Consider the following 18933-nt stretch of genomic DNA (forward strand, 5'->3'; position numbering starts at 1 on the left):
CTACCTCCCACTCTGTGTGTTGCGAGCAAAGAATTTCTCTCGCAGCAAAAGAAAACCGCAAAGAGTAGGGACTTCGTCACCACGTCAAGGGACGTGTTGGGACGTTTCTGATAGTCTGTAAACGTCCCAAGGCGTCCCACGGGGAGGTACGGCGAATGCCGAACGAACGGCTACGAGGGTCAATCACTGCCGCTGGGCTGCACCTCAAAGACGTGGCGAAGCACGTCGAGGTCAACCAGAAGACCGTCGAGCGTTGGATTATGAGCGGCCGGGTGCCGCACCGTACACACCGATGGGCCGTCGCGAAGCTACTCGGTACGGACGAGGCGTACCTCTGGCCGGACGTTATGGACGAAACGCGAACGAAGGTCGCCAGCGAAGCGGAGTTCATCGCCCTTTACCCGAGCCGCATCGTCGTTCCACACGACCGCTGGCGGTCCCTCGTGGACAACGCCAGCGACTCACTGGACATCCTGGTGTACGCCGGACTGTTCCTACCGGATGGCGGTCATCCCGACCTTGCCGGCGCCATGATCAAGATGGGAGCCGAAGGCGGACGCGTCCGCGTACTTCTCGGCGACCCAGACGGCGATGCCGTCGACCTGCGCGCCGAAGAAGAAGACATCGGCTCCAGCATGGCCGCGCGCGTCCTGCTCTCCCTGAACTACCTCAAGCCCGCGCTTGGCGCGCCAGGTGTCGAGGTTCGTTTGCATAACACCACGCTGTACAACTCGATCTATCGCGGCGACAACACGATGTACGTCAACACCCACGTCTACGGCGCGCCCGCCTCGCAATCACCCGTGCTGCACCTGCAACGGGTCCCCGGCGGGCGGCTCTTTGACCACTACCAGGCGAGCTTCGATCGAGTGTGGGACCTGGCCGTGCCGTACGAACCGCAGCCCAAGCGACGCACGCCACGGCGTGAGAAGGTGAGTTAATGCCGCGCATCGACTACTTCAACGACCCGAACGCGCCAGCGGCCAACAGCATGGTGCCATCCGTCACCGCGATCGTCCCCGACGAGACCGGCGCAATCTTGATGGTCCACCGCACCGACAACAAGCTCTGGGCCGTACCCGGCGGAGGCGTCGACATCGGCGAAACAGTCGCCGACGCCGTGGTGCGCGAAGTCGAAGAAGAAACCGGCATCAACGTCGAGGTCACCGGACTGGTCGGCATCTACAGCAACCCGCACCACGTCATGGCCTACGACGACGGCGAAGTCCGGCAGCAGTTCTCCATGTGCTTCACCACCCGGATACTCGGCGGCACGCTCCGGACCAGCGACGAGACCAGCGAAGTCGTCTTCGTACAGCCCGCCGAGCTGGACAAGCTCAACATCCACCCGTCCATGCGCCTACGCATCGACCACTACCTAGAACACCGAACCGAGCCCTACATCGGCTAGCCGCCGCCGAGTACGGTCCACCGATCCCGCCAGGCTCTCCCGCGCCGCCGTGATGGCGCGATGCACGGGAGAGTCCTCGTCGTACCGCCGCAGAATCTCGGCCATGCGCTCATCGAACGACAACGGCTGACCTTGCGGACCGGTCGTCAGGTCCGCACAGACCAGCGCGTCCATGGTCGGGCCGTCCTCCAGCTCGAACGCCGCCAACTCCGCCGACAACCCACGTTCCGCGGCTTCAAACCGAGCCCCAGTGTGATGAGCAACCAGGCACACCAGGCGCTCCGGATAGCCCAGCTCACGAAGGTGCACCGCACCATCCAGCGAATGAAAGCCCATACGCGCGATCTCCGGCGCATACCCGATGTCATGCAGCCAGCCCGCCATGACCAACAGCTCGCCGTCATCTTCCGGCACTGCCGGCGCCAGTACGGCCGCGCGGGCACCCACGGCCTGTAGATGCTTCCACCGGTCACCCAGCGACGACACCAGCGCCTCAGCCAGCGCCTTCGCCTCCTGCAGACGTACCTCGACCACACGATGAAGCTACTCGTACCAGCTCAAACGCAACCAACGACCACATGGCCACCTGCGGACCCGTTGTTTGTTTCGCATCAGCGACGAAGCCGACGCCGAATACCTGCGCCTCCGCGCGCTTGACCGGAGATTCACCAAGCGCCCGTGTTCGCTCCTCCTCCTGTCCAGTTCATCGCGAGGCCGGCTGAATAAGCAGGCGAGGGCGAAGCGCGTTCAGAGCTTGTCCCTCACGGCTTCATCGAGGAGACCATGCACCACGAACTGGCAAAGATCATCACAGACGCGGTCGGCGTCATATCTCGCGCGGCCGTCACCGTGCCAATCGTGTTACTGGTGATTCCGCTATGCGTCCTAATCGTCGTCGTATCGTTCGTGGTCTGGGCACAACGAAAGCCCGATCCGACGAACGACAGCGTAGGCGCGCGGCACGTCGAGATGGTTCGCGCACTCTTGCGGCTCGACAAAAAGTAAACGCTGGCGGCAGTACGGCCGGATTCTCTGCACTGGTTGACGAGTTGACCTCTCTTGGATCAAGAGCGCGCCTGCGGCGCGCTCGCCGCCGCCCGCCGCTGCGGGCGGCGCTGGGGCGCCGTCCTCGGACGACCGTCGCCGCTCGCGCCACTGGCGCGCAAGATCACGTAGAGGCCAGGCGTCAACGGCGGATCATGACCAGGTCGATGCCGAGCTGATCCAAGCCGCCGAGTCAGGCGAGATCGTGCAGCCGCGTCGTGCGTACTCGGGGGTCCTCGCCGGCCCCCGAACCCCCTGGCGCCTCCGAGAAGCCCGGTACGGATCTGGCGGTACGCGGCACTGGCCGGTCTTCCCGTCGACACCTCAAGGCATGCAGATCAGGTCTCCAGGGTCAACCGGTGAGGCGTTGGTTGACCCTGGAGACCTGATCTGCACGGGCTACGCCTGCCGACGGGAAGACCAACCAGCACACTCATGACGGGGAGCCGGCCGTGTCCTTTGCGTGCCCCTCACGTGCCCGGACTGGCGGTATCTCACGGGGAATGATCATGGTCGTACGGGGAATCCGTTACACACGGCGAAATTCCTGGCTCACGCGGGTACGGAGCGTGAAGGCTCGTACCTTTGCAAGGCAGGGGTTAGGGGTTCAAGTCCCCTCATCTCCACTCGTTCCTTGGCGTGGCGTGCTCGGCGGGCACGCCTTCGGGCTAGCGGAACATCGTTATTTTCCTGAGGGCGGAGCCCCCAGATCCCGCCCCGGGGGCGGGCCCGGACCCCCATCCGTGTGGTCCAGTTTGGTTCGGGGGCTCTGCAGGTGTCCACGCTCCATGTCGTCGTTGTTAGTGGGCTGGTTCTGCCAGGTGGCCGAAGACCCAGGTGCCGGGGGCCGTTGGGTCATCCTCGACCCAGAACTGGGTCCACAGCCGGCGAAACTCCTCGTGCGAGATGTGGCCATCGCCATCCAGGTCGAGGCGTTCGAAGATCTCGTCGGTGTCCGTCTCCTGGCCCGTCCAGGCTTCGACCAGCTGGCGATATTCCGAACGCGAGATCCGGCGGTCGCCGTTTTCGTCAATCGCCTCGAACATCGCGTCTGCGGTCGCGTTCACCGCGCCGGTCATGGTCGGCAACTGGTCGACCACCGCCATCACGTCGTCCAGCGTGACTCGTTCGCCGTTCTGCGCCGACGCACTCAGTGAGTCCCACCAGCCGAGCATGATCGAGCGCAGGTGCGCGTACTCGGCGGAGTCAGGCACCAGGCCGCGCAGCGACGTCCACCGCGCGGCCAACGCTTCGAAACTGTTTCTGGTCAGATAGCCGCGGTGCTCGTCGTCCATCGCGTCGAAGACACCACCGACCTTGCGGCGCTGGAAATCGCTCGCCATGACCTCATCTCCTCACGTTATTGCGTGAGATTCTGATACGTCGAGCCAGCGTCGGCTCCAACTCGAGTTGGTCAGGCATTGAGGAGCGTACGGCTCGAAATTCGTGCATCCGACCGTTCCAGAGGCGAGACCCGGACGTCTGATCTGTTCAAGACGGCGACCGGGTGTGTGGTCAAGGATCGCTCCATGACCATCGATCTGACCGCAGCCTCGGACTTCATGGCAACGCACGCGCGGCTCCTCGACCGGCGCCGCTATGAGCATTTGTTTGCCGGAGGTGACCCCGAAGCGGCTGTCGCCGCGCTGGAGGCATATCGGAACTCGGACGGTGGCTATGGCTGGGGACTGGAGCCGGATCTGCGTTCGACCGAGAGCCAGACCGGTGCGGCGTTGCACGCTTTCGAGGTTTTCGCCGAAGCCGGACCGACTCCGCGAGCGGTGGAGCTGTGTGACTGGTTGGACACCGTCACGCTGCCGGACGGCGGTGTGCCGTTTGCCGTGCCGGTGCGCGATCCGGCCGGCTGTGCGCCGTTTTGGGCCGAGGCAGACTCGACCGTGTCCGCTCTGCAGATTTCCGCGATCGTGGCGGAAAAGGCGCACCTGGTCGCCGCGCACGATCCGGCGGTTGCCGGTCATCCGTGGCTGGCGCGAATCAGCGACTACTGTCTGTCCGAGATCCGCGAGCTCGATGTGCGACCTTTTGCGCTGGTGCTCGCCTTTGCCGTACGTTTCCTTGAGGCGGCGCGAAAATCGTATCCGGAGGCGGACGCGCTTCTCGACCGGTTGAGCGCTTTTGTCCCGGCAGACGGCCTGGTGCCGGTCGCCGGCGGGGCGGAAGGCGAGACGATGCGTCCGCTGGATTTCGCTCCGCTGCCGGACGACGCGGCGCGCCGACTGTTCTCCGCCTCGGTCATCGACGCTGACCTGCGCCGGCTCGCCGGTCTGCAACAGCCGGACGGTGGCTGGGTCGTCGACTATTCCAGCTATTCTCCGGCGGCGATGCTGGAATGGCGTGGCTATGTGACCGTCGGCGCGCTGTCGACCTTGCGCGCCAACGGACTGTGCTGAGGTTTACGCCATCGCGATGGCGTCGATCTCCAGCAGCCATGCGTCGGAGTAGATGTCACAGATGATGATCGTGACCGCTGGCCGATGCGCGCCGAGCACTTCCTCGCGGATGCGCGAATTCGCCTCGCGGTGCCCGCGGTCGGACAGGAAGGTGGTGATTTTCACCAGGTTTTCCAGGTCCATCCCGGCCTCGGTCAGGACTTTTCGGATGTTGTCCCACGTGATCCGGCACTGCGACTCGAAGTCGTCCGGCAGCTTGCCGTCCTCGTCGGCCCACGGCACCTGACCGCTGACGAAGACCGTACGCGTCGCGCCGGTCACCTCCGTGCCGTGCGTGTAGTTTCCGGTCGCCGCCGGCAGGCCAGCGGGGTCGAGCTGTCTGATCATCGGGATTCCTCTTAGCGTCGGGAGTCGCGCCTCTTCATAGCAGGCACATACGACGCCGGCGCTCGATTTTTTGGCCCCCGATACCAGCGTCCTTGCCACCACCGACAATTTCGGCGACCCTTCACGAAGCCGATGGGCTCAGGCGATCGCGGCGCTGGACTAGCGGACCAGGCGGATTTTCGTGGTGCCGGTGTTGTCGGACTCGTCGAGCCGGGTCGCGCCGTCCGGAGCGAAGCCGGCCTGTTCGTAGAAGCGGATGGCGCGGACGTTGGGCTCGTACGCGTAGACGCAGATCGGGTCGAAGCCGCGCGCGTCGAGGTCGGCCACGGCCTTGCCGAACAGGCCGCGGCCGAGGCCGGTGCCGATCAGGTCCGGCGAGATGTAGAGGCCGTAGACCTCCGCGGCCCGGCGGCCGAGGTCGGTGTCCTGGTCGGCGGGCCCGGTGCGGCAGAAACCGGTGACGGCCGAGCCGCTGTCCACGACCCACAGCCGGTGGTCGGGCGGCATGGTGCGTACGTATTCCGACCAGTCGGCGGCCTCCTCGTCGGGGTCCAGCGCGGCCAGCAGCTCGGCCGGCATGAAGCCGGCGTACGCCTGCCGCCACGCGTCGACCTTGAGCGCGCCGAGGTCCGGGCCGTCCGCGGTGCTGGCCATCCTGATCATGGTGGTCAACAGTAGGAAGTCACCGGTCGGGCGGCGAGCCCGGCCGGTGCGCGATGTGTCCCAGTCCTCAGCCGTCGGCGGCGGCCAGCTCACGCAGAGCGCGACCGGGCACGTCCGGATCGCAGCCGACCTTGGCCAGCTGAGCCCGGATCGCGTTGCGCGAGCGGCCGTGGATGCCGGCGAGCTCACAGATGAGCTCGGACGCCGGCGTGCTCTCCGGCTTGCTGAGCCAGCTCTCCCGGAGCTGACCGCTCAGCTCCGCCGTCCACGGCTGGAAGCTGTTGGCCGGACCGCCGGTCTGGCCGCGGCGCTTCGGCGGCTGCAGCTTGCCGAGGCCGATGAGCGCGCGGCGCAGCACCGTGCTGGCGTCGATCAGCGCGCCAGACGGCACCTGCAGCGTGCCTTCGGCGGCGAGCACGCCACCACCGTCGACGCCGCACAGCCGCAGCCGCACCACGCCGCTGTCATCGGTCTGCGCCTCCACCGCGTACGTCAGCTCGCCGACGCGGCACTCGTCCGTGTAGTTGATCTGCACCTTGTCCCTCCGAATCCTGGAGTAGAACGACAGTGCACCCATCGTCACGACGACGTCCGACAGAAATCGCGACCACCGACTTCTACGACGAGCTTTCCAGCTGCGCGATTTCCGCGGCGTCCTCCTCGCCGAACTTGTCCTCGAGCGCCTCGGGGCTGGCATCGACGTCGATCTGCGCGAGCGGAGCGCCGCGAGCCGACTCGATGGCCCCCAACCGCCGTTGTACGCGGTCGGCAGCGTATTTCATGGTCTCGTCCGGGTCGAGTCCGAACGGCGGCTCCTCGAACCGCTCGTTGCCGGCCTGGATGAGCTGCATCGCGTACGGCACCAGCTCGGCGAACCGCTCGCCGACCACGTCCCACATCTTGTCGTCGGCAGCCACGTGCCGGCGGCAGGTGAAGGTGCCCCAGGCCATGTGCCGGCGCTCGTCGTCACCGATCCGCTTGATCAGCTCGCGCATGCCGGGGAAGATGCCGAACTGCGTACACACCCGGTTCCACTGCCAATAGCCGGTCAGCGCCAGCGATCCCTCGATGACGTGGTTGTACGTGACGCTGGCGCGCACCTGGTTGCGCGGGCTGGGGTCGTCGTCCAGCGCGTGCAGGCACTCCGGCAGCTCCTCGTAGAACAGCTTCCGATAGCCGGGGTTGTCGGCGACCCAGGTGTGCAGGTCGTCGTACGCGTCGACGGCGTCCAGCCAGCGCCGGAAGACCTCCGTGTGCTTGGCCTCCTCGAAACAGAACTGGGTCAGGTACATCTCGTCGGCGAGCCGGCCCTCCGCGGACATCGCCTTCATGAACGGCTGGATGTCCTCGGTCACCGCCTCCTCGCCGGCGATGAACAGGGTCGCCAGGCTCAGCGTGCTGTCCTTCTGCACCTGCGTCAGGCCGTCGAAGTCGGCCTTTTCCCGACTGAAGTCGATATCGGCCGGGTTCCAGAACCTGGCGTTTCCCTTGACGAAAAGCCGCAGCGGGAACGAGTCCCAATTCAGTCCGCCACGTTGGATGGAGTGAAAGCCTTGTCGTTGGGTGGGGTGGTGGGAGGAGTGTGATTGCGTTGTCGGGTCGCTCATGGAGTCTCCCTGTCCGAATGACCTGGCTCACATCATTGACAAGTGGAGTGGTTTTGTAAAGGGTGACTGCGAGTCGACCAGAGTGAGGGGTGGCATGCCTGATCACAATGCGGATCACAACCTGGCACGGCAGGCGGAGCGGCAGCTGGCGGCGATCGGTGACGGAGATTCGCTGTTTTTCGAGGGAAAATGGCACACCCGCGGCGGCATGGCCGACCGCGCGGCGCGGGTCGCGGCCGGGTTCGCCGGCCATGGCGTGGCGCCTGGCGACCGCGTCGTCATCCTGATGGCCAACTGTCCAGAGGTGGTGATCAGCTACACCGCGCTGTTCCGTGCCGGTGCGGTGATCACGCCGCTGATCTTCCTGGTCACCGTCGCCGAGCTGGCGCACGCGCTGGACAGTTCAGGTGCGGTCGCGGTGGTCACCACGCCGGAGTTCCTGGCCAAGGTCGGCGCCGCCGTACGCGCGCAGGTGCGGCCGTCGGTCAGGTTCGTGGCGGTCGTCGGCGACATCCCTGCCGACGTGCCGCCCGACCTGACGGTCGTCCCGTACGCGGAGCTGGAGGCGAACGAGCCGGGGTCGATCGTCGACCGTGCCGATGACGACCTCGCCGCGCTGTTGTTCACCGGTGGCACGACCGGCCGCTCCAAGGGTGTGCCGCTGACCCACGACAACCTGTTCTGGTGTGGTTCGGCCGGCCACCAGGCCTCCGATGTCGAAGGTGCCACCACCAGCCTCGTGCCGTTGCCGCTGGCGCACGCGTACGGCCTGCTGGTCACCTGCATCGGTACGCACACCGAAGAGCCAGGCAAGATGCTGCTGATGCGCTGGTTCGACCCGGCCGGCTGGCTCGACTTGGCCGCGACACACAAGGCCAGCCGCGCGCCACTGGTGCCGTCAATGATCCAGATGTTGCTGGCGCAGCCGCTGGAGGATTACGACCTGAGCGCGCTGGTCAGCGTGTCCTCAGGAGCCGCGCCGCTGCCGGCCGGCGTACGCGAGCAGTTCGAGAAACGTGTGCCGTCGGCGCAGATCTACGAGGGTTACGGCTGCACCGAGTCGGCGTCGATCATCTCCACCAACCCGTACGGACGGCGCAAGGTCGGCAGCGTCGGCCTGCCGATCCCCGGCTGCGAGGTGTCGATCCGCGACGACGACGATCGCGAGCTGCCGGTCGGCGAGGACGGTGAGATCTGCGCGAGGTCACCGGGGATCATGTCCGGCTACTGGCAGGCGCCGGACGCGACCGCCGTGACGGTGATCGACGGCTGGCTGCACACCGGCGACATCGGCCATGTCGACGGCGACGGCTATCTGTACGTGGTCGACCGCAAGAAGGACCTGATCATCCGCGGCGGCTTCAACGTCTATCCGCGCGACATCGAGGACGTGCTGGTCACCCATCCGGCGGTGGCGATGGCGGCCGCGGTCGGCCGGCCGGACGACCGGCTCGGCGAGGAGGTGGTGGCCTTCGTGAGCCTGCGACCGGACGCGCAGGCGACCGAGGACGAGTTGGTCGCGTACGCGAAGGAACACATCGCGGCGAGCAAATATCCGCGGCAGGTCCGCGTGGTCGACCAGGTGCCGCTGACCAGCGTCGGCAAGCTCGACCGCAAGAAGCTGCGCCAGCTCGTACGCGAAGGCTAGGAGTTTTGCCGGTTCTTGGCGCGCGTGAGCATCACGACGCCGAACACGATCGCGGCGACCACAAGGAGGCAGCACAGCGCGCCGCCACCGACCACGAGCAGATGCCAGGGTTGCAGATATGCCACCCGGCACAGACTACTTCCTGCTGTTGGCGCGTACGAGCAGAACGACACCGATCACGATCGCGGCGGCCACAGCCAGGCAGACCACGAGGCCGATGAGGATCAGCAACAGAGAGAGGACACTCACTCGGCTACCGTAGCGAGCTGACCAAGCGGTTAGGGTGTCGGCATGTCAGCCGGAACCGTGCCGGGTAAGTCGAGCCGGCCGAGCCGTAAGGAGCAGATCCTCGAGATCGCTCTCGAGCTGTTCGCCACGCGCGGTTATCACGGCGTGGGGATGGACGACATCGGCACGGCCGCCGGCGTGACCGGACCCGCGCTCTATCACCATTTCGCCGGCAAGGAGGCGATGTTGTCGGCCGCGTTGATCCCGGTCAGCGAGGGCCTGCGGGACGGCGGCCGGGCTCGCCTGGACGCGCACACCGAGCCGGCCGACCAGCTCGCCGCACTCGTCGAGTTTCATGTCGCCTTCGCGCTGGAGCGGCCGGCGGTGATCCGGATCCATTTCGGTGAGCTCGACCGGCTGCCGGACGAATCTCGCCGGATCGTACGGAAATCGCAGCGCGAGTATGTCGAGCAGTGGGTCGACGTGCTGACCCGGCTGCAGCCCGGACTCGACGCCGACACCGCACGCGTACGCGCGCAGGCGGCCTTCGGCCTGATGAATTCGACGCCGTTCCTGCGCTCGCAGCTGCCGCGTGAGCAGGTCGCCGGAGTTTTGCGTGACATGGTGCACCGGGCTTTGCGCGGATAGCTACTAGGCTCCGTCTTATGTACGGATCGGTCCTGGTTGCCGACCGCGGCGCGGTCGCGGGTGCGGTCGTGCGCGCCGCGCGCCGGCTGGGGATCCGCACCGTCGCGATCCACGTCGCCGCCGACCGGCTCCGGCCGTTTGTCACCGAGGCCGACCGCGCCGAGCCGTTGAAAGGCGAGAAAACCAGCTCGTACGCGGAAATCGGCCAGATCCTCGAGGTCGCTCGGCGCCTCGAGGTGGACGCGATCCATCCCGGCGGCTCGGTGTTGGCGGCCGATCCGGACGCGGCACGTGCCGTGCTGTCCGCCGGCCTCGGATGGATCGGCGCGTCGCCGCAGACTTTGGCCGGCACAAAGGACAAGGTGCGGTTGAGCCAGCTGGTCGCGGACGTCGGCGTGCCGGTGCCGGAGTCGTACGGACCAGTGTCCACTGTGGACGACGTGACGGTGAGCGCGGAGAAGCTCGGCTGCCCGGTGGTGCTCAAGGCGGTCGCCGGCCGCGACGGCGTCGGCATCGCGATCAGCGAGAAACCGGCCGAGCTGGCGGCCGCGTACGAGCTCGTGCGGCGGCAGCTGCCGGCCGGCGACGCGCGGATCCTGGTGCAGCGTTGTTATCCGCACGTGCGCCACATCGAGGTGCAGGTGCTCGGTCTGGCCGACGGCACGGTGCTCGCGCTCGGCGAGCGTGACTGCTCGGTGCAGCGGCGTTTTTCCCCGGTTTTCGCGGAAAGTCCGGCACCGTCGGTGCGGCCGGTGGTCCGCGAGGAGCTCATCGCCGCCGGTCTGCGGGCCGCCGAGGCGGTCGGCCTGCGCGGCGCCGGCACGGTCGAGTTTCTGTTGGCCGGCGAGGAATTCTATTTCTGCGAACTGCGACCGCAGCTGACCGCGTTCTGGTCGGTCACCGAGGAGCTGTTCGGCGTCGACCTGGTCGCCGCGCAGTTCCTGGTGGCCGCCGAGCACCTGCCGGGATTTGACCTGAGCGGTCTGGCGGCCCGCGGCCACGCCATCGGCATGCGGATGCTGGCCGAGGACCCGCGCCGGTTCTCGCCGGAGCCGGGTCCGATCGTCGACTGGACGGTGCCGGAGTGCGTACGCGTGGATGCCGCGTACGCGCCGGGCAGCGTGATCAGTGCCGACGACACGACGATCGCCACGGTGGTCGCGCTAGCCGAGGATCGCGCGGCGGCGATCGCCCGCGCGCGGTCGGCGCTGCACGGCTTCCGGCTGACCGGACCGCGACACACCGCGGCGTACTTCGGCCGCCTGCTGGAAAACGACCGCTTCGTCGCCGGCCGCTACGACACGACGCTGCTGGCCTGAGGTCGTACGCAGCGCTAACGATCCGCCACCGCACCGCGAAACTGTCAGACCACCCTGCCAATCTGGGCCCCCACCCAGATCGGGTGGGGGGTGGGTTCGCGCGGGAAACTTAGATAAGTAAAGCGAAATTGACGATCGCGCGCGCGACCGGCCCGGCGCCTCGGGGAAAAGGACCCCCCGACACACAGTCTGCCACCGCGCACCGACACTTCCGGCGACACGGGACATCGACCAACGCACGGAGTCGTACTAACCGTTAACCGGCATTAGGGTTGCCGGGGGTGGTTTCCCTCAAGTCGGGAGAGTGCGCTGGTGACCGAGCAACTCGCGATCGAACAGCTGGCCGTCAACGGCCTGGACTACGGCATCCTGGCGATCTACTTCCTGGTGGTGATCGCCATCGGCCTGCTGGCGCGCAGAGCGATCGCGACCAGCGAGGACTTCTTCCTGTCCGGCCGGTCGCTGCCGGCCTGGGTCACCGGCCTGGCCTTCATCAGCGCCAACCTGGGGGCCACCGAGATCCTCGGCATGGCCGCCAACGGCGCACAGTACGGCGTGTCGACCGTGCACTTCTACTGGATCGGCGCCGTGCCGGCGATGGTGTTCCTCGGCCTGGTGATGATGCCGTTCTACTACAACAGCAAGGTCCACACCGTCCCCGAGTTCCTGCTGCGCCGGTTCAATCGGCCGACCCACTTCTTCAACGCGCTGAGCTTCGCCGCCGGCATGCTGCTGACCGCCGGCGTCAACCTGTACGCCCTCGGCATCGTGCTGCAGAGCCTGCTCGGCTGGCCACTGTGGATCTCGATCATCGTGTCGGCGCTGTTCGTGCTGGTCTACATCACCCTCGGCGGCCTGTCCGGCGCGATCTACACCGAGGTGCTGCAGTTCTTCGTGATCATCGCCGGCCTGGTGCCGATCGTCATCATCGGCCTGGTCGCGGTGGGCGGCTGGGACGGACTGGTCGACAAGGTCAGCCACGGTACGTCGCTCGGCGCCGCCGCGTTCAGCCAGTGGGGTGGCACCCAGGTGGGCCATCCGACCAACCCGCTCGGCGACTGGATCGGCATCGTCTTCGGCCTCGGTTTCGTGCTGTCCTTCGGCTACTGGACGACGAACTTCTCCGAAGTGCAGCGGGCGCTGTCGGCCAAGGATCTCAGCGCCGCGCAGCGTACGCCGCTGATCGGCGCGTTCCCGAAGATCTTCATCCCGGCGCTGACCATCATCCCCGGCCTCATCGCGCTGGTCATCGTGCCCGAGCTGCAGAAGAAGGGCGCCGACTACAATTACGTGATCCCCGAGCTGATGGGCAAGCTGCTGCCAAACGGCGTGCTGGGGATCGCGCTGACCGGCCTGATGGCATCGTTCATGGCCGGCATGGCGGCCAACGTCAGCTCGTTCAACACGGTCTTCACGTACGACCTGTGGCAGCGCTATTTCGCCAAGGACCGGCCCGACCGCTATTACCTCAACGTCGGCCGGATCGCGACGGTGGCCGGCGTGATCATCGGTGTCGGTACGGCGTTCATCGCGGCCGGCTTCAACAACATCATGAACTACATCCAGCTGCTGTTCTCGTTCTTCAACGCGCCGCTGTTCGCGACCTTCCTGATCGCGTTGTTCTGGCGGCGTACGACGCCGTGGGCCGGTTTCTGGGGACTGGTCAGCGGTACGGCCGGCGCCGGCCTCGCGCATTTCTACCTGACCGGCGTGTTCGGCACACCCTTGATCAACATCGAGTCGACGCAGTCGCAAAACTTCTACGGCGCCATCGCGGCGTTCGTGATCGACGCGATCGTGACGGTGATCGTCACCATGGTGACCAAGCCGAAGCCGGAGTCGGAGCTGCGCGGCCTGGTCTGGGGCCTGCCTGCCGAGCAGGTCGCGGCGCCGCGTAAACCGGCGTGGTGGGAGTCGCCGAAGCTGCTCGGATTCTCCGCGCTCGGCCTGACCGTCGTCCTGACGATCGTCTTCCTGTAAGGAGTCACCGCAGATGGCAGACAACGAGAAACGCAGTGGCGCACATCGGCTCTTTGATCTGCGGCTGCTGATAAGCGCGCTCTTCGCCGTGTACGGCGTGATCCTCACGATCGTCGGACTGCTCGACGGTGCGGGGGAGCTCGCCAGGGCCCAGGGGATCAGGATCAACCTGTGGCTGGGCCTGGCGATGCTGGTCTTCGCCGGGCTCGTCTTCCTGTGGGCCCGGCTGCGACCCCTGAAGGCTCCGGAAAAACCTAACGACGGGTGAAGTCGCCGGCCTGCCAGAACGACACCCGCAGCGGCGGCTGGGGGTTGTAGTTGTGCAGCGTCCAGCGGTCGAACCGGCGGCCGATGGTCCGGGTCGCGTTGACGGCCCGGGTCAGGTGGCGGCGCATGGGGTGTTCTCTCCTTGGATGGCTCATCGTGCTTCCACCTATTAAATCGTCTGAGCGGCCCGGTGTGTTTCCGCCGTGACCGTGAGTGCTGTCACGCGCTGGTGGTCACAGTACGGCCATTCGCCGCCTGGCGGCGCCGTTGGACGGGACCGGTCACCGCCAGATATCCGAGCAACAGCACCAAACCGCCGGCCAGGCAGCCGACCCACGGTCCGGCCGGTCCGACGGTGGTCAGCAACGCGGTGCCGGCGGCCGGCGCAAGGATCATCGACGAGGAGAAGCCGAGAGTGAACAGGGCCTGATAGCGGCCACGCGCCGCCGGCGGCGCCAGGTCGGCGATCAGCGCCTGGCCGAAGCCAGCCATGCCGATCTCGCCGAGCGTCCACACCGCGACGGTCCCGGCGTACGCCCAGTGGCTGTGCGCGAAACTCGTCAGCCCCAGGCCGGTCCCCACCAGCAGGCCGGAAAACGCCATCACGGTGGTCGGCCGGAAGCGCTCGAGCCAGCGCGACGCGAATGGCTGCAAGAGCACGATCACCACACCGTTCACCGCGACCGCCGAGCCATACTGCGCAGCGGTCAGGCCGCTGGCGTGCATGGTGAGCGGCAGCGTCACGTACGCCTGCATGTACATCGTGGAATAGACCATCGTCAGGCCGACCAGCGTGACCAGCAGTGGGTCGCGCAGCGCGGTCAGATAGCCGACGGACGGCTCGTCGTCCTTTTTCTTCGCCGCGACGCCCGGCTTGACCAGGAAGAAGATCAGCGCGCCGAAGGTCAGGCAGGTCACCGCGTTGATGACGAACAGCAGGCCGAAACCGTGGCCGGCGATCCAGCCACCGCTCACCGCGGCGATGGAGAATCCGAGGTTGATGGCCCAGAACAGCAGGCCGTACGCGCGTGGCCGCAGCGCCAACGGCACGATGTCGGCGACCAGGGCGCCAGACGCGGGCCGGTAGAGATCCGCGGTGAGGCCGACCAAAAACGCCGCGACCGCGATCGTCACCGGCGTCGAGGCCGCGCCGAGTCCGAGCAGTGCCGCCGCCGACGCGACCAGCGAGCCGGACAGTGCGACCCGCCGGTCGAACCGGTCGGCCAGGAATCCGCCGAGCAGCGGACCGGCCAGCGAGCCGGCACCGTAGACGACCATCACCATGCCGGTCTGCGCGATCGTCAGACCGCGCGCGGTGCTCAGGTAGAGCGCGAGAAACGGCTCCACGAACGTGCCGAGCCGGTTGACCAGCACTCCGACCCACTGCACCCAGAAGGCGCGCGGCAGCCCACCGTACGTGGTGGCCAGCACCCGGCGGATCCGGCCGGTCGGAGCCTGCGGAGGCGAGGAAGTCTGGGTCACGCGAAAACGTTGTCAGGCGTCGGCGGAATCGCCAACTGTTTAGCGTACGCTTAACGATGGAGGGTGTCCGGATGCTCGAACTCGTCTTCACCGTGCCCGATCTTTCCCAGCTACGCTTCGCATACTCGCCGCTGTGGGAGCTGGTCGCGAGCTTTCGCGTGCTGTTCAGCCCAGCCCGGCACGCCCTGCACGCGCCGTGGATTTCGGAGGCTCGCCACGCGATCGCGCACAGCGATCTGGCGGCCTCCGCGGAGCTCGCTTTGATGCGTACGCTGGTGCCGGCGACCGGCTACATTCCGGATTTCCTGACGCCACCGCCGACCACTCCGCTGCCCAACCTTGAGGACGAGATCGCACTGCTGCTCGAGACGCCTATCGCGGTGATCCGGGAGGACCTCGAGCCGGTCGGCATGGCGCCTTATCAGCGCCGACCACGCGCGCGGATGGAGGAGAGCGTCGGCGCGTTCTATGACCAGCCGCGGCGTACGCTCCGACGGCTGGTCGGCGCGTTTCGCACGTACTGGGAGCTGGTGCTGGCGCATCACTGGCAGCGGATCAGGACCGTGCTCGACGCGGACCTGTCCTATCGCACCGGCCGGCTGGCTCGCGGCGGTCAGACCGAGGTGTTCGCCGATCTGCACGCGCAGATCGAGTGGGCCGACGGGGTGCTGCGGATCCACAAGAAGTACGCGACACGGGTGGAGCTGGCCGGTCGCGGGTTGGTGCTGGTGCCGAGCGTGATGGCGTGGCCGAGCGCGATGTTCATGCCGCCGCCGTGGCAGCCGACGCTGATCTATCCGGCCCGCGGCGTGGCGACGCTGTGGGAGGCCGGCAGGGTGGCACCGGACGGCCTCGCCCGACTGCTCGGCGAGACGCGCGCCAACCTGATGGTCGCGCTGGCCGGCCCGGCCTCGACCGGTGACCTCGCACGCCGGCTTTCGGTGACGCCGGCGGCGATCTCGCAGCACATCGGCGTGCTGCGCGACGCCGGCCTGGTGACGACCGACCGGCGCGGCCGCGGCGCGCTGCACATGCGTACGCAGATCGCCGACGCACTCGTGGCCGCTGGCCAGTGACGGCGGCATCGACTATCCTTAACGATCGTTAAGGGCTGAGTCGACCTGGAGTGGCGATGTCTGAGTACGGGCTGTCCGACGAGCACCAGGCGCTGGTCGCCGCCGTCCGCGAGTTCGCCACCGAGGTGATCGCGCCGCGGATCGGTGATCTCTATGTCAGGGAGGAGTTTCCGTACGACATCGTGCGGCAGCTCGGCGAGATGGGGATCTTCGGCCTGCCCTTCGGCGAGGAGTGGGGTGGCCAGGGCGGCGACTACTTCGCCTTCTGCTTGGCGATCGAGGAGATCGCACGCGTCGACTCGTCCGTCGCAGCGACGCTGGAGGCCGGCGTCGGCCTCGGCGCGATGCCGCTGCTCCGGCACGGCACCGACGCGCAGAAGAAGCAGTGGCTGCCGGACCTGGTCGCCGGCCGCAAGCTCGGTGCTTTCGGGCTGACCGAACCGGACGGCGGCTCGGACGCCGGCGCGACGCGTACGACCGCACGGCTCGATGGCGACGAGTGGGTCATCAACGGCTCGAAGGCCTTCATCACCAACTCCGGCACCGACATCACCAGCCTGATCACGGTCACCGCGGTGACCGGCCAGAAAGCCAACGGTGGCAAGGAAATCTCATCGATCATCGTGCCGGCCGGCACGCCTGGCCTGACCGTCGCGCCGCATTACTCCAAGGTCGGCTGGTGCTGCTCGGACACGCACGAGCTCTCGTTTGACGACGTACGCGTGCCGGTGGACAACCTGCTCGGCGAGCGTGGCCGCGGTTATGCGCAGTTTCTGCAGACGCTGGACGAGGGCCGGGTCGCGATCTCCGCGCTGGCGGTCGGCCTGGCGCAGGGGTGTGTCGACGAGTGCGTACGTTATGCCAAGGAGCGCAGCGCTTTCGGCCAGCCGATCGGCAAATACCAGTCGATCGCGTTCAAGATCGCCGACATGCAGACCCGCGCGCACGTCGCTCGTACGACCTACTACGACGCGGCTCGCAAGCTGCTCGCCGGCCAGGAGTTCAAGCGCGAGGCCGCCATCGCCAAGCTCTACAGCTCGACCATCGCGGTCGACAACGCGCGCGACGCGACGCAGATCCACGGCGGCTATGGCTTCATGAACGAATATCCGGTGTCCCGGATGTGGCGTGACTCGAAGATCCTGGAGATCGGCGAAGGCACCTCCGAGGTGCAGCGGATGCTGATCGCCCGCTCGCTTGGACTCTGATCATCCCAACATGTGGGAACGAATTTGAAGCCGGCAAAACTAGCTAAAAGGACATCCGGTCGGCCGTACGTTTTCGCAGGTCGTACCGGCGAAACGTGATGTAACGCACAGGTAGGGAAGTTTCGCAACTTACTGACAGTACGTAAATCGTTGCTGTTGCTTCGTGTTTACAACGTTTGTACCGTCCGCATTACGGACTCAAAGTTGTAAACCGGTCAAACGACCGAGAATGGAGAGCAACGATGAGATCTACCCGGATCGCGCAGTCGTTGGCGATGGTCGGCGCGCTGGCGATGCTGGTGCTCAGCCTGACCGCCAACGCGGCCAGCGCCGAGCCGAACTGCGGCGTACAGGAACCGGGGGCCTCGCCGGCCGCCGAGAACCTGGTCAACCAGGCGTGCACCAAGATCGGCGTCGACTACTCGTGGGGAGGCGGCCACGGTGCGCAGCCCGGCGAGACGTTTGGCCTGTGCGATCCGGCCAACGGCGCGCCGAACGACTGTCACGTCAAGGGTTTCGACTGCTCCGGTTTCAGCCGGTGGGCCTACGCCGCGGCGACCGGCAACGACCTGCTGACCAACGGCACGGCGGCCAACCAGTACAGGATCCTCGGCAACGGGCCCGACATCCCGTTCGACCAGGTGAAGGCCGGTGACCTGCTCTACTACGGCTCCTCGGCGGGCGCCATCCACCATGTCGCGATAGCACTCGGCGGCGGTTACATCGTCGAGGCGCTGGAGTCCGGCACGAAGATCCACGTGTCCACGTCGTACGCCGGTCACAGCGATCTTTTCGCCGCCAAGCGGCCGCTGCCGTAATGATCTGACGCTTTTTCCGGATCCGGCGAAACTTTCCATTGCTCTTCCCGGGTGACGTTTGTACTCTGCCGATCGGGCCCAAATCCGGCGTAATCGGGACTCTCCGGAAGGAGACCGGAAAATGCGCAGACCTCGACTGTCCGCAGCCGCCCTGGCTCTACTGATGGCGGCGTTCTCCCTGGTCATCCTCAGCGCGCCGGCATCGGCGATGCCGGCGTGCGGGGTGCAGGAGGCCGGCGCGTCGCCGGCCGCGATCGACCTGGTCAACAAGGCGTGTACGAAGATCGGCGTGCCGTACTCCTGGGGCGGCGGCCACGCGGCCTCCGGCCCCGGCGAGACGTACGGCCTGTGCGATCCGGCCAACGGCGCGCCGAACGACTGTCACGTCAAGGGTTTCGACTGCTCGGGCTTCGCACGCTGGGCCTACTGGGCCGCGACCGGCAGCGACATGCTCAACTCGACGTCCAAGGGACAGCTCAGCATCCTGACCAACCGCGGTTTCCCCAACATCGCACCGGCCAACGTGAAAGCCGGTGACTATCTGTTCTACGGCTCGTCGCCGAGCACCGTCCACCACGTCGCGATCGCGCTCGGTGGCGGCTACATCGTCGAGGCTCTGGAATCCGGCACCACGATCCACGTCTCCACCTCGTACGCCAACCACCGCGACCTCATCGCGGCCAAGCGGCCACTGCCATAGCGGCCCCACCAGGCCTCCTTGCGCGTCGGCGCAAGG

General features: G+C 66.8%; 22 protein-coding genes. 13 read left to right on the top strand and 9 right to left on the bottom strand.

Annotated elements, in window-relative coordinates; genetic code table 11:
• The first annotated feature begins 155 nt into the window (after positions 1 to 155).
• The gene (locus tag GNX95_RS38375) at positions 156 to 941 is read left to right on the top strand and encodes a helix-turn-helix domain-containing protein (RefSeq protein ID WP_222854258.1); all 786 of its coding nucleotides are present in this window, start codon (positions 156 to 158) and stop codon (positions 939 to 941) included.
• Complete coding sequence (locus tag GNX95_RS38380; protein WP_163512687.1) at positions 941 to 1411, top strand: NUDIX hydrolase; 471 nt, start codon at positions 941 to 943, stop codon at positions 1409 to 1411. Before GNX95_RS38375 ends, GNX95_RS38380 begins: the two co-directional genes overlap by 1 nt.
• On the opposite strand, the gene GNX95_RS38385 is transcribed toward GNX95_RS38380, so the two are convergent.
• Complete coding sequence (locus tag GNX95_RS38385; RefSeq protein WP_246281915.1) at positions 1379 to 1945, bottom strand: HD domain-containing protein; 567 nt, start codon at positions 1943 to 1945, stop codon at positions 1379 to 1381. The genes GNX95_RS38380 and GNX95_RS38385 overlap by 33 nt on opposite strands.
• Before the next feature lie 249 nt (positions 1946 to 2194).
• Between GNX95_RS38385 and GNX95_RS38390 the strand changes: the two genes are divergently transcribed.
• Positions 2195 to 2416: a hypothetical protein gene (locus GNX95_RS38390; protein WP_163512688.1), complete on the top strand. Its 222-nt coding sequence runs from the start codon at positions 2195 to 2197 to the stop codon at positions 2414 to 2416.
• Between the two features lie 839 nt (positions 2417 to 3255).
• Here the strand turns inward: GNX95_RS38390 and GNX95_RS38395 are convergent.
• Positions 3256 to 3798, bottom strand: coding sequence for an EF-hand domain-containing protein (locus GNX95_RS38395; RefSeq protein WP_163512689.1), 543 nt, complete (start codon positions 3796 to 3798; stop codon positions 3256 to 3258).
• 186 nt (positions 3799 to 3984) lie between these two features.
• On the opposite strand from GNX95_RS38395, the gene GNX95_RS38400 reads away from it, so the two are divergent.
• The gene (locus tag GNX95_RS38400) at positions 3985 to 4866 is read left to right on the top strand and encodes a hypothetical protein (RefSeq protein ID WP_163512690.1); all 882 of its coding nucleotides are present in this window, start codon (positions 3985 to 3987) and stop codon (positions 4864 to 4866) included.
• Positions 4867 to 4869: 3 nt separating this feature from the next.
• Here the strand turns inward: GNX95_RS38400 and GNX95_RS38405 are convergent, their stop codons facing one another.
• The 4 genes from GNX95_RS38405 to GNX95_RS38420 form a co-directional block, all read right to left on the bottom strand.
• The gene (locus GNX95_RS38405) at positions 4870 to 5253 is read right to left on the bottom strand and encodes a RidA family protein (protein WP_163512691.1); all 384 of its coding nucleotides are present in this window, start codon (positions 5251 to 5253) and stop codon (positions 4870 to 4872) included.
• A gap of 159 nt (positions 5254 to 5412) precedes the next feature.
• On the bottom strand, positions 5413 to 5907 hold the full coding sequence (locus GNX95_RS38410) for a GNAT family N-acetyltransferase (RefSeq protein ID WP_163512692.1): 495 nt from the start codon (positions 5905 to 5907) through the stop codon (positions 5413 to 5415).
• A 76-nt stretch (positions 5908 to 5983) separates the two neighbouring features.
• Positions 5984 to 6499, bottom strand: a complete 516-nt coding sequence (locus GNX95_RS38415) for a hypothetical protein (protein WP_163512693.1) — start codon at positions 6497 to 6499, stop codon at positions 5984 to 5986.
• A 34-nt stretch (positions 6500 to 6533) separates the two neighbouring features.
• Positions 6534 to 7523 carry a R2-like ligand-binding oxidase gene (locus GNX95_RS38420; protein WP_163512694.1) on the bottom strand — a complete coding sequence of 330 codons (990 nt, stop codon included), beginning with the start codon at positions 7521 to 7523 and terminating at the stop codon, positions 6534 to 6536.
• Between the two features lie 94 nt (positions 7524 to 7617).
• Between GNX95_RS38420 and GNX95_RS38425 the strand changes: the two genes are divergently transcribed.
• Complete coding sequence (locus GNX95_RS38425) at positions 7618 to 9171, top strand: class I adenylate-forming enzyme family protein (RefSeq protein WP_163512695.1); 1554 nt, start codon at positions 7618 to 7620, stop codon at positions 9169 to 9171.
• Here GNX95_RS38425 and GNX95_RS43955 read toward each other — a convergent pair.
• Positions 9168 to 9296 carry a hypothetical protein gene (locus GNX95_RS43955; protein WP_281357005.1) on the bottom strand — a complete coding sequence of 43 codons (129 nt, stop codon included), beginning with the start codon at positions 9294 to 9296 and terminating at the stop codon, positions 9168 to 9170. The genes GNX95_RS38425 and GNX95_RS43955 overlap by 4 nt on opposite strands.
• A 166-nt stretch (positions 9297 to 9462) precedes the next feature.
• Between GNX95_RS43955 and GNX95_RS38430 the strand changes: the two genes are divergently transcribed.
• The 4 genes from GNX95_RS38430 (at position 9463) to GNX95_RS38445 (ending at position 13614) form a co-directional block, all read left to right on the top strand.
• Complete coding sequence (locus tag GNX95_RS38430) at positions 9463 to 10047, top strand: TetR/AcrR family transcriptional regulator (RefSeq protein ID WP_163512696.1); 585 nt, start codon at positions 9463 to 9465, stop codon at positions 10045 to 10047.
• 17 nt (positions 10048 to 10064) lie between these two features.
• Positions 10065 to 11366 (top strand): ATP-binding protein, encoded by a 1302-nt coding sequence (locus GNX95_RS38435; RefSeq protein ID WP_163512697.1) that lies wholly within the window; start codon positions 10065 to 10067, stop codon positions 11364 to 11366.
• Positions 11367 to 11678: 312 nt separating this feature from the next.
• On the top strand, positions 11679 to 13346 hold the full coding sequence (locus GNX95_RS38440; RefSeq protein WP_163512698.1) for a sodium:solute symporter family protein: 1668 nt from the start codon (positions 11679 to 11681) through the stop codon (positions 13344 to 13346).
• A 13-nt stretch (positions 13347 to 13359) separates the two neighbouring features.
• Positions 13360 to 13614 carry a hypothetical protein gene (locus tag GNX95_RS38445; protein ID WP_163512699.1) on the top strand — a complete coding sequence of 85 codons (255 nt, stop codon included), beginning with the start codon at positions 13360 to 13362 and terminating at the stop codon, positions 13612 to 13614.
• Here GNX95_RS38445 and GNX95_RS38450 read toward each other — a convergent pair.
• Together GNX95_RS38450 and GNX95_RS38455 are read right to left on the bottom strand one after the other, a co-directional pair.
• A complete protein-coding gene (locus tag GNX95_RS38450) occupies positions 13601 to 13741 on the bottom strand; it encodes a hypothetical protein (protein ID WP_163512700.1) in 141 nt (46 codons plus the stop codon). The two genes, GNX95_RS38445 and GNX95_RS38450, sit on opposite strands and share 14 nt — an antisense overlap.
• Before the next feature lie 91 nt (positions 13742 to 13832).
• Positions 13833 to 15095: an MDR family MFS transporter gene (locus GNX95_RS38455; RefSeq protein WP_163512701.1), complete on the bottom strand. Its 1263-nt coding sequence runs from the start codon at positions 15093 to 15095 to the stop codon at positions 13833 to 13835.
• Between the two features lie 71 nt (positions 15096 to 15166).
• Here GNX95_RS38455 and GNX95_RS38460 point away from each other — a divergent pair, with 71 nt between their 5' ends.
• The 4 genes from GNX95_RS38460 (at position 15167) to GNX95_RS38475 (ending at position 18897) form a co-directional block, all read left to right on the top strand.
• Positions 15167 to 16171 carry a DUF5937 family protein gene (locus tag GNX95_RS38460; protein WP_163512702.1) on the top strand — a complete coding sequence of 335 codons (1005 nt, stop codon included), beginning with the start codon at positions 15167 to 15169 and terminating at the stop codon, positions 16169 to 16171.
• A 56-nt stretch (positions 16172 to 16227) separates the two neighbouring features.
• Positions 16228 to 17379, top strand: coding sequence for an acyl-CoA dehydrogenase family protein (locus GNX95_RS38465; protein WP_163512703.1), 1152 nt, complete (start codon positions 16228 to 16230; stop codon positions 17377 to 17379).
• 242 nt (positions 17380 to 17621) lie between these two features.
• Positions 17622 to 18197 carry a C40 family peptidase gene (locus GNX95_RS38470; protein ID WP_163512704.1) on the top strand — a complete coding sequence of 192 codons (576 nt, stop codon included), beginning with the start codon at positions 17622 to 17624 and terminating at the stop codon, positions 18195 to 18197.
• Between the two features lie 121 nt (positions 18198 to 18318).
• Positions 18319 to 18897, top strand: a complete 579-nt coding sequence (locus GNX95_RS38475) for a C40 family peptidase (protein WP_163512705.1) — start codon at positions 18319 to 18321, stop codon at positions 18895 to 18897.
• Positions 18898 to 18933: the final 36 nt, after the last annotated feature.

The organism is Fodinicola acaciae (assembly GCF_010993745.1).
GTDB lineage: Bacteria > Actinomycetota > Actinomycetes > Mycobacteriales > HKI-0501 > Fodinicola > Fodinicola acaciae.